This is a genomic window from Streptomyces sp. H27-D2, from assembly GCF_035828615.1.
Taxonomy (GTDB): Bacteria; Actinomycetota; Actinomycetes; order Streptomycetales; family Streptomycetaceae; genus Streptomyces.
The window spans coordinates 42,878-52,556 of record NZ_JAYMZR010000051.1 but is presented as its reverse complement, the minus strand read 5'-3'; the positions used below and the strand labels follow the sequence as shown (position 1 = coordinate 52,556).

At 71.8% G+C, this 9,679-nt stretch carries 11 protein-coding genes; 4 read left to right on the top strand and 7 right to left on the bottom strand.

Annotated features, from left to right (window positions below):
• The 6 genes from QMK28_RS20070 to QMK28_RS20045 all read right to left on the bottom strand — a co-directional run.
• On the bottom strand, window positions 1–677 hold a 677-nt coding region (locus QMK28_RS20070), incomplete at its 3' end, for a hypothetical protein (protein ID WP_326439891.1).
• 230 nt (window positions 678–907) lie between these two features.
• Window positions 908–2,446: a hypothetical protein gene (locus QMK28_RS20065; RefSeq protein ID WP_326439883.1), complete on the bottom strand. Its 1,539-nt coding sequence runs from the start codon at window positions 2,444–2,446 to the stop codon at window positions 908–910.
• A gap of 56 nt (window positions 2,447–2,502) precedes the next feature.
• Complete coding sequence (gene pcp / locus QMK28_RS20060) at window positions 2,503–3,174, bottom strand: pyroglutamyl-peptidase I (protein ID WP_326439881.1); 672 nt, start codon at window positions 3,172–3,174, stop codon at window positions 2,503–2,505.
• A gap of 110 nt (window positions 3,175–3,284) precedes the next feature.
• Window positions 3,285–4,253 carry a DUF979 domain-containing protein gene (locus QMK28_RS20055; protein ID WP_326439879.1) on the bottom strand — a complete coding sequence of 323 codons (969 nt, stop codon included), beginning with the start codon at window positions 4,251–4,253 and terminating at the stop codon, window positions 3,285–3,287.
• Window positions 4,250–4,966: a DUF969 domain-containing protein gene (locus QMK28_RS20050; RefSeq protein WP_326439877.1), complete on the bottom strand. Its 717-nt coding sequence runs from the start codon at window positions 4,964–4,966 to the stop codon at window positions 4,250–4,252. Before QMK28_RS20050 ends, QMK28_RS20055 begins: the two co-directional genes overlap by 4 nt.
• Before the next feature lie 114 nt (window positions 4,967–5,080).
• Window positions 5,081–5,794 carry a GntR family transcriptional regulator gene (locus QMK28_RS20045; RefSeq protein ID WP_326439875.1) on the bottom strand — a complete coding sequence of 238 codons (714 nt, stop codon included), beginning with the start codon at window positions 5,792–5,794 and terminating at the stop codon, window positions 5,081–5,083.
• A gap of 363 nt (window positions 5,795–6,157) precedes the next feature.
• On the opposite strand from QMK28_RS20045, the gene QMK28_RS20040 reads away from it, so the two are divergent.
• The 3 genes from QMK28_RS20040 to QMK28_RS20030 are packed head-to-tail and all read left to right on the top strand — an operon-like array spanning window position 6,158 to window position 8,516.
• Window positions 6,158–6,922 (top strand): LamB/YcsF family protein, encoded by a 765-nt coding sequence (locus QMK28_RS20040; RefSeq protein WP_326439873.1) that lies wholly within the window; start codon window positions 6,158–6,160, stop codon window positions 6,920–6,922.
• A 23-nt stretch (window positions 6,923–6,945) separates the two neighbouring features.
• The gene (locus QMK28_RS20035; RefSeq protein WP_326439889.1) at window positions 6,946–7,590 is read left to right on the top strand and encodes a 5-oxoprolinase subunit B family protein; all 645 of its coding nucleotides are present in this window, start codon (window positions 6,946–6,948) and stop codon (window positions 7,588–7,590) included.
• Window positions 7,587–8,516 carry a biotin-dependent carboxyltransferase family protein gene (locus QMK28_RS20030; protein WP_326439871.1) on the top strand — a complete coding sequence of 310 codons (930 nt, stop codon included), beginning with the start codon at window positions 7,587–7,589 and terminating at the stop codon, window positions 8,514–8,516. The genes QMK28_RS20035 and QMK28_RS20030 overlap by 4 nt, the downstream gene beginning before the upstream one ends.
• Before the next feature lie 9 nt (window positions 8,517–8,525).
• Here the strand turns inward: QMK28_RS20030 and QMK28_RS20025 are convergent, their stop codons facing one another.
• Entirely contained in the window at window positions 8,526–8,753 is a 228-nt protein-coding gene (locus tag QMK28_RS20025; protein ID WP_326439869.1) for a DUF397 domain-containing protein, read from the bottom strand.
• Window positions 8,754–9,125: 372 nt separating this feature from the next.
• On the opposite strand from QMK28_RS20025, the gene QMK28_RS20020 reads away from it, so the two are divergent.
• Window positions 9,126–9,608: a MarR family winged helix-turn-helix transcriptional regulator gene (locus QMK28_RS20020; RefSeq protein WP_326439867.1), complete on the top strand. Its 483-nt coding sequence runs from the start codon at window positions 9,126–9,128 to the stop codon at window positions 9,606–9,608.
• The last annotated feature ends 71 nt before the right edge of the window (window positions 9,609–9,679 follow it).

Genomic DNA, 9,679 nt, shown 5'->3' with positions numbered 1-9,679 from the left:
CCCCCGGCGTCTTCGCCGGTGCGTTGCAGGAAGCCGGAGTCCACCAGGAAGGCGACGGCCTTGCCGATGATGCCGGTGGTCGAGCCGGCCAGCCGCCGGGCGTCCTTGGTCGCGCCGGTGGCGCTGCGCCGGGAGTAGACCCGCCAGGCGGATTCGAGGCCGGGCGCGGCGGTGGTCGGGTCGCTGTTCTCGCCCTGCTCCTCGGCGCGTTCCTCCAGCCGCCGGCAGGTCTGGCGTACGAAGGTGTCGACGCCGTTGACGCTGATCCGGCCGATGTAGCCGTCGTCGGCGAGGTCTTCGGGGCGGGGGAAGGCCATGGCGGCGACCGCGAGGTGCGCGAGGCCGTGCAGGAAGCGGTCGGCGGAGTCCGAGGCGGCGGCGCGACGGGCGTAGTCACCCATCCGGACCGCGAAGACCGAGTCCTCGCCCGCGGCGACGGCCATGCCGGCCCGCGCCGAGACCTCCAGCACGACCAGGCCGAGGCCGGTGGCGACGGCGTCGGCCAGCCGGGCGAAGGCTGGCTCCTCGCGGTAGCGGCGGAGCAGCTCGGTGTACTCGGCGTCGCGGGCGGGCAGCAGCTTGGGCTGGAGTCCGACGGAGACCAGCCGGGCGGCGTCGGCCGCGGCCGCGGGGGTGACCGGGGCGGGGGTGACCGGGGCGGGCGCGCCGAAGGGCATCGCGCCGCGGCCGGTGTGTTCCGCGTCGTCGAAGCCCGGACTCGGGGCCGTCTCGCTGTGCTCGGCCGGGACGGCTTCGTGCGTCGGGTGGGCCTGCTGCGTCGGGTGGGCCTGGTGGGCCGACTGCGCGCCTTCGTCGGCGCGGTACTCGGTCACAGCTGGGGCTCCTTGCTGGGGGTGGCACGGGGGAAGTGCCGTGTCGGTCTGATTCTTCGCGGGCGTCACGGGCGTCACACCGCCTCCAAGCGGCCGGCGGCCATGCCCACGGTGTCGAGGAGCGCCGTGCCCACTATCAGGTCGGTGCCGCCGAACTCGGGGTCGGTCAGCTCGGTGCCGTCGTCGACGGCGAACAGCAGCCTCGGCTCGCCCTGCCGGTAGGCCGTGCCGACCGGCGGGCTGGCGGCGTGCACGGCGAGCAGGGCGACGAGGTAGGGCAGTTCGGAGTCCTGCCGGCGCGCGTCGGCGAGCAGGCCGGAGAGCCTGCGCGGGGCGTCGGGCGGCAGGTCGAGCAGCGCCATCGCCGACTCCAACTGCTCCTCGCTGAACCGGCTGTCGTCGGGGGTGGCGATGAGGTCGGGCTCGGGCATCTCGGCGCCGAGGTGTTCACGTTCGGCGGTGGGCGTGAGCAGTATGTCCGCGAGGTCGCCGAGCCGGACGGCGAGCGGTGTACGCAGCCCCGCGCCGCGGGCGAAGTAGGCGTCGGTGACCCGGACGGCCTGTTCCACCGGCAGCGGCAGCAGCGGCGCGAGGAGCTGGCCGTAGAGGTCGAGGCCGGACCGGGAGGTGGGCGTGGCGAAGGCTTGCCGGTCCTGTTCGGCCCGGAAGAGCGGCCCGGCCTCCAGCAGCCGGGACTGGAGCTGGGTGTGCCGGCGGATGCAGTCTTTGACTATGTCGACGAGTTCGGCGGCGCGGCGCTTGTGCTCGCCGGTCTTCTCGTCGCCGGCTTCTGCTTCGTCGCGCACCTTGCGGATGTTGGTGAGGATCGCGTTCTCGTGCCGGTAGCGGTCGGCAACGTGGTCGAGGGCTTCGGCGATCATGTCGGGGACGGTGCGCAGCCAGTCGACGGCGCGGACGTTGCGCCGGGTCGCGTCGAGGGTGCGGCGGAGCGTCTCGGCGTACTGCACGGTGCGGTAGCGGGCGTGCTCGGCGGCGAGCTGGGCGTCGGCGAGCTTGCCGCGGTTGATCAGCACTTCGAGCTTGACCTCGGCGGCGATCTGCGCGCTGGTGACGTCCGTGTCGAGGGCGCCGACCAGGACGTTGACGGCTTCGTCGGTCGTCCGCAGATAGACGCCGCCACCGGGGCCCGGCACCTCTTCGATGAGCTTGAAGTCGTAGTCGCGCCGGATGTACGCGCCGTCCGGGCCGAAGGTGCCGTAGACGGCGCGGAATCCGCGGTCCACGCTGCCGACGTTGATCAGGTTCTCCAGCACCCAGCGCGCGACGCGGCCGTGTTCGGCGGTGGGCCGGGACGGGGCCTGGGCGGCGACCCGGGGCAGCAGCCTGGCCACTATCTGCTCGTGGTCCGCGCCGGTGTCGAAGTCCATGTTGAGCGTGACCAGGTCGATGGCCGCGAGGGCGACCTCCGCCATGGCGTATCCGCTGTACTCGCCCGCGAGGTTGGCCTTGCGCACGTCGAGGTCGTGCAGCGGGGCGGTGCAGGCGAGCGCGCGCAGCCGCCGGGCCAGGCCCTCGTCGGCGGCCGGGCCCGGCGCCGGTCGTGCGGGCCCGTTGAGCTGGGGCGGAACAGCCGCCGGGGCAGGAGAAGTCACGAGGCCCAGATTAGGCGCTCGCACCGACAACGGACGAAACGGCACGGACCGGCGAGTCAGTGCGTCGCGCCGCCCACCATCCGGATGTCCTCCGCGGTGGTCACCGCCGCGGCCACAACGGCCCGCAGTCCGGCCGCGACCGAGGCCACCGGCAGCGAGGGCTCGCAGCGGTCGACCACCTGTTCCGGCAGGTAGGGAACGTGCACGAAGCCGCCGCGCAGGGCCGGGCGCTCGGTCGCGATCAGGTGCATGAGTCCGTAAAAGACGTGGTTGCAGACGAAGGTGCCGGCGGTCTGCGAAACGGAGGCGGGCAGTCCGGCCTCCCGCACCGCCGCGACGCACGCCTTGACGGGCAGTGCGGCGAGATAGGCGGCGGGACCGTCGGCCTCGATGGGCCGATCGATGGGCTGCGCGCCCGAATTGTCGGGAATGCGGGCGTCGTCGAGGTTGAGCGCGACACGCTCGACCGTGATGTCGGGACGCCCTCCGGCCTGCCCGACGCACAGCACGAGGTCGGGGTCCGCGGCCTCCACCGCCGAGCGGAGCGCCACGACGACCTCGCCGAAGACGCAGGGCAGTTCGGCGGTGCTGAACTCGACTCCGGCCAGCGGGCCGCCCGGCTGCGCGAAGGCGGACGCCGTCTCGGCGGCGGCCCGCACCGCGAGCCAGGACGGGTTGGCGCTCTCGCCGCCGAAGGGTTCGAATCCGGTCAGCAGTACGCGGGTCATGCGGTGCTCCTTCGGCGGGCGATCTCGGGTCGCCCGCGGGTCGGAATACGCTGGGGAATCATCGAAAACACCTCAACACGCCTTATTGCGCCACAGGACGCCAGTAAGCGTCAGAAAGCGACGAGGGACATGATGACGATGTTGCAGCCGAGCAGCACCACGGCTGTCGGGAGTTGGGCCTTGATCGGCCCGTACTGGTCCTTCAACTCCAGCAGCGCCGCCGGGACGATGTTGAAGTTGGCGGCCATCGGCGTGACGAGGGTTCCGCAGAATCCGGCGAGCATGCCGATCGCGAGGACGGCCGCGGGGTCCCCGTCGGCCTGCTGGATGAGGACCGGCCAGCCGACGGCGGCGGTCATCACCGGGAAGGCCGCGAAGGCGTTGCCCATGATCGCGGTGAACAGGAACATGCCGAGGCAGTAGACGATGACGGCGATGTAGACCGAATCGTCCGGCAGCACCGAGGTGGTGAGCTTGCCGACCTGTTCGCCGACTCCCGAGACGGAGAAGATGCTGCCGAGCGTGGCGAGCATCTGCGGAAGCAGCATCGCCCAGCCCATCGCCTCCAGCATCGAGCGGCCGGCGTGCAGCGGCGTGGTGATCTTCTTCTCGCGCAGCATCACCATGCCGACGACGAGCGCGGCGACCGCGCCGATGCCCAGGCCCAGGATGGTCTCACTGCCCTCCTGCAGGACGGGCGTGCCGCCGAAGGAGAGCTTCTTGACGCCGACGGCGCAGACCAGGGCGACGACCGGGATGGTCAGCGCGGGGACGAAGAGCTTGTTGCCGAGCCGCTCCGCGCTGCGGGTCCGCTCCTGCGAGCTCGTGGTGCGGATCGCGCCGCGCCCGGTGAACCCGAAGCCCGCGAGGCAGGCCATGGCGAGCACCAGGACGCCCAGCGGCTCGGCGGGCGCGCTCTTGTCGACGACCCAGGTGCTGTAGACGAAGCCCAGGCCGAGCAGCCCCCAGAAGGAGGCGGTGCCGAAGCGCTTGGGGTTGCTGCGGTCGGTGACCATCTGGGCGGCCATCACCAGGAAGATCGCGCCGACCAGCCAGTAGAACCACTCTGCCTTGATCACTTGGCGGCCTCCTGAGCGGTCACGGCGGGCGGCTCGATGTTCGCGACGAGCAGTTCGTGTTCGAGCTGCCGGTCCAGCCGCAGCAGCCGCCAGCCGTGCACGCCGAAGGCGCAGACGGCGGTCGGGATAGCCCACAGGGCCAGGTGCAGCGGCTCCAGGTGGGTGCCGTACGTGGTGTTGACGAAGCCCGTGATCAGCAGGATCGAGCCGACCGCGAGGAACACGTCCTCGCCGAAGAACAGCCCGACGTTGTCCGCGCTGGCGGAGAAGGACCGGATCTTCTCCTTCGCCTTGTCGGGCAGCGGCCCGTACTTGCGCTCGGCGGCGCCCTCGGCCATCGGCACGGCGAGCGGGCGCACGGTCTGGGCGTGCCCCAGGACGTTGGTCAGGCCGACCGCGGCGGAGATCTGCCGCAGGCCGAGGTAGAGGGCCAGGAAGCGGCCGGTGGTGAGTTTGCCGAAGCGCGAGATGAGCCGTCCGGCCTGCTCCTTGAGGCCGTAGCGCTCCAGCAGGCCGATGACGGGCAGGGTCACGGCGAAGATCGTCACGGACCGGCTGTTGGCGAAGCCGTCCCCGAAGGCGGCCAGCACCGCCTGGGGCGAAAGCCCGCCGAGCAGGCCGGTGGCTATGCCCGCGGCCCCTACGACGAGCAGGGGATTGCGCCTCGTTGCGAATCCGAGGATCACCACGACGACGCCGAGGAGAACGATCATTCGTTCGCCTTCCGCGCTCGGGTCCCCGCCCTGGGCAGGCAGGGAGACTGCGAGGAGGCTAGCGATCGTTCAACAATCCGACAAGGCATTGCCCCCCGCTTGACCCTCAATCGGTCAGTCGCTGGACATCTTCTGCGCGTACGCGGCGGACAGCTGAAGCCTGGAATCCTCCAGATAGGCGGCCAGCAGCCGCTCCGCCTCGCCCGGATCACCGGCCTTCAGGGATTCCAGAATCTGCCGGTTGCGGGTCAGGTAGGGCGCGTGGAACCGGCGCGGGTCGGCCATCACATGGAAGACCAGCCGCAGCTCGGCCAGCACGCCGCGCATCAGCTCGTCGGTGCGCGGGCTGCCGGCCAGGCTCACGATCGCCTGGTGGAAGCGGATGTTGGCGGTGGCCAGATCCTGCCAGGAGCGCTCCCGCGCGGCCGTCTCGCCCGCGGCGACCGCCGCCTCGATGGCGTCCACCCGGTAGGGCGGCTCGCCCAGCCCGCGCACCGTCGCGCACTCGACCAGCCCGCGCACCCGGTAGATGTCGATCAGGTCCTCGACCGTCACCATGCGCACGAACACGCCCCGGTTGAGTTCGTGCACCAGCAGCCGTTCGTGCGTCAGCAGGCGGAACGCCTCCCTGAGCGTGTTGCGCGAGACGCCGAGCGCGCCGCCGATGCTCTCCTCGGAGAGCCTGCTGCCCGGTGGGAAGTACCCCTCGGCGATGCGGTCCCGCAGGATGTCCGCCACCCGTTCCGCAGTGCTGGTGCGCCCCAGCAACGGCCGGTCCGTCTCCAGCCCGGACGCCTCCGCGAGCCGCCGCTCCACCCCGTCGACCATGCCGTCCCCCCTCCGTTCGCCCGCCGCCGCCCCGCGTGGCGGCAGTCAGGAGTCAATCCGAGATACCGGAACGGAACAACACACATCTTGTCGGATCGTTCAACGATCCCTTACGTTTGAAGTATGGCCGGTCGACCCGGCTGCCCTCAGGGGGAGAGTCTCTACGGAAACGGGTCGGCCGGCCTGCAGTTGCCCGGCCCCGTCCCGCCCCCGTCCGCTCCGCCCCCGTCCGCTCCGGCCCCGTCCGACGCGGCGGACCCACGACTCGCACCGAACACACCGACCGCACCGGTTCGCCCGGCCCGCACCGCCCACGCGCACCGCCCGGCGCACCCCGGCCCAGCCCCCATCGAACGGATCCACATGACCGACCCGGTGATCGACCTCAACGCCGACCTCGGGGAGGGCTTCGGCCGCTGGCGGCTCACCGACGACGACGCCCTGCTGTCCGTCGTCACCAGCGCCAATGTCGCCTGCGGCTTCCACGCCGGGGACCCCGTCACGATGCGGCGGATCTGCGACCTGGCCGCGGAGCGCTCGGTGGTGATCGGCGCCCAGGTCTCCTACCGGGACCTCGCGGGCTTCGGGCGGCGCGCGATGGATGTGCCGCCGGACGAGCTGGCCGCCGAGATCGCCTACCAGATCGGCGCGTTGGAAATCTTCGCCCGCGCCGCCGGCGCCCGGGTCGGCTACGTCAAGCCGCACGGCGCGCTCTACAACCGCTGCGTCCACGACGAGGAACAGGCGGTAGCCGTGGTCGAGGGCATCGGGCTCGCGGGCGAGGCGCTGCCCGTGCTCGGGCTCCCCGGATCACAGCTGCACGCGGCGGCGGCGCGAGCCGGACTGCCCGTCGTGGCCGAGTCCTTCGCCGACCGCGCGTACACCGCGGCCGGCACGCTCGTCTCCCGCCGCGAGCCGGACGCCGTCATCAGCGACGCCGACACCGTGCTCAAACGCGCCCTCGGCATCGCGAGGGACCGCACGCTCACCTCGATCGACGGACAGCGGGTGGACATCGACGCCCGCTCGCTGTGCCTGCACGGCGACACCCCCGGCGCGGCCGTGCTCGCCCAGCGGGTACGGGCCGAACTGGACGCCGCGGGCGTCCGCGTGGCGGCCTTCGCATGACCGCGGCAACCGGGACTCCCCGGATGAGGGCGCTGCCGGTCGGCGACCGGGGGCTGCTCATCGAGCTGGACAGCGGCGAGGCAGCCGAGGCGCTGCACGCCGAACTGCTGCGCCGGGCCGCGGCGGGCACGCTGCCGCCGATCCGCGAGATCGTGCCCGCCGCCGGCACCGTGCTGCTGAACGGCCTCGACGAACCGCAGCGCCTCGCCGCGGAGTTGACGGGCTGGCGGATCCCGCCGCTCTCCCGCACCCGGCAGGACAGCATCGAGGTCCCGGTGCGCTACGACGGCCCGGACCTCGCCGCCGTCGCCGAACTGTGGGGCGTCACCCCGCAGGAGGTCGTACGGATCCACTCCGGCGTCGAATTCCGGGTCGCCTTCTGCGGGTTCGCCCCCGGCTTCGGCTATCTGACCGGGCTGCCCGAGCGCTACCACGTACCGCGCAGGGCCACCCCCAGGACCAGGGTTCCGGTCGGCTCGCTCGCCCTGGCGGGCCCGTACACCGGGGTGTACCCGCGCGCCTCCCCCGGCGGCTGGCAGCTGATCGGCACCTGCGACGCGGTGCTCTGGGACCCCGCGCGCGAGCCGGCGGCGCTGTTCGCCCCCGGCACACTCGTCCGCTTCGTCCCGCAGGACTCGCGGCAGGAACCGCACGAGGGGGCAGCATGACCGACAGTGCCTTCGCGGTCGTACGGGCCGGAGCGCTCACCACCGTCCAGGACCTGGGCCGGACCGGACACGCCCATCTCGGGGTGCCCCGAGCGGGCGCGCTCGACCTGCCCGCGCACCTGCTGGCCAACCGGCTGGTGGGCAATCAGGCCGGGGCCGCGACCCTGGAGACCACCCTCACCGGCTGCGCCCTGCGGATGCGCCGGGCGGTCACCGTCGCGGTCACCGGCGCTCCCTGCCCCGTCTCCGTGGACGACCGGCCGGTGGCGTGGGGCGCGGCCGTACGGGTACCGGCGGGCGCGGTGCTACGGGTCGGCGCGGCCACCCACGGGGTGCGCAGCTACCTGGCGTTCGGCGGCGGGATCGACGTCGAGCCGGTGCTCGGCAGTCGTTCCACCGACATGCTCTCGGGCCTGGGCCCCGCCCCGCTGACCGAGCACGCTGTACTGCCGCTCGGCGTTCCGGCCCCGCCGCCGCCCGGCGCGGACGCGGCGCCCCACCCGGGGCCGGTACGGGAGTTGGCGCTGCCCGTCGTACTCGGCCCGCGCGACGACTGGTTCACCGCACGCGGCCTGCGCACGCTGTTCAGCGGCGAGTACCGGGTCTCCGTCTCCAGCAACCGCATCGGGCTGCGCACCGAGGGGGCCTCGCTGGAGCGCGCCGTGGACGGCGAACTCCCCAGCGAGGGCATGGTGCTCGGCGCGTTGCAGGTACCGCCGGACGGTCTGCCGGTGCTGTTCCTCAACGACCATCCGACGACGGGCGGCTATCCGGTCGTCGGCGTCGTACCGGAGCCCTTCCTCGCGGCGGCCGCCCAGGCCGTCCCCGGCACGCCGGTGCGGTTCGTCCCGCGGCGCCCCGGCCCCGGCCGCCCGAGCGCCTCGCGGCTGGATTACCGGTCCCATCGTGCTGTGCAAACTGAGTAAAGTGCCAGCTCAAACGAGGTCGTCGAACTCCCCGGCCTTCACTCCCTTGAGCCAAGCACCCATCTCAGAACGCGTAAAGAACACCGCACCCGCTTCGGGGTGCTTGCTGTTGCGCACGGCTATCCGCCCGTCAGGGAGGGCCGCGGCTTCCACACAGTCGCCACCGGTGTCACCACCGCCTCCGGAGAAACTGCTCTTACGCCACTGGACATGTGCCAACGGGTTCGACTTCGCCATGTGAACGGCTCGTCCCTTTCTGCTCAGTGATGACTCTTCACAGCCTCAGCGATCACTTCAGCGGATTCAGCGCGAGAGAGTGCCAACTCGGTGAGGATGCCGAACCGAAGCGTGCACATTCGCACATGCTCGCGATCCTCGTACTCGCAAGGCTTGCCGCGTACGTACGGGCGGCGGTCGCCGTTGCGGGGCCTGTTGTGAAGGTCGACACCGTCAACCCCTTGCCTATCCACTCCGGCTGACTGGTTCCCTGGCCCTGGGGGATCCTGGACGAAAGCCGCATCGCAGAAGCCCATTCGTCTTGACCTCAACTCAGGTTGAGGTCCTAGCGTCGTCCACACCAACCGCGAACTACCGCAAGGGTGACGACACATGGCCCGGAGCACCATCCCCGCGACCGCCGACCCGGACGCGACCGACGACATGCTCGCCACACAGCCCATCGGTTACTGGAGCGGCGTCGCCAACGAGATGGTCATCAAGCGCATACGCGACGCTATGGCGCGTATGGACGTCACGCAGCCGCAGTGGTGGACGCTCTGCCGAGTGGACATCGGCGGCGACGGCCCGACCCGCGAGGAAGTGGCCACCCAGCTCGCGAGCGTCGCGGACGGCCCGTACGAGATCTCCCGCGCCGTCGACCAACTGCTCCACCGCGGCTGGCTCAGCGCCGACGCCGGCCGGCGCCTGCACCTCACGGACGCCGGGCGGGCCGCCAAGGCCCGTATCAAGCAGCTCGTCACCGACCTGCGGGCGGAGATCCACGACGGCATCACCGACGAGGAGTACGTCACCGCGCTCAAGGTCCTGCGCAGGATGATCCACAACCTCGGCGGCCCGGCCACCCTCCGCTAGGGTCTGTCGCGAAGGTGCTGGTCACGGGTTGGTGACGGCATTTCAGCCGGCCGGACGATTCACGCGGATCG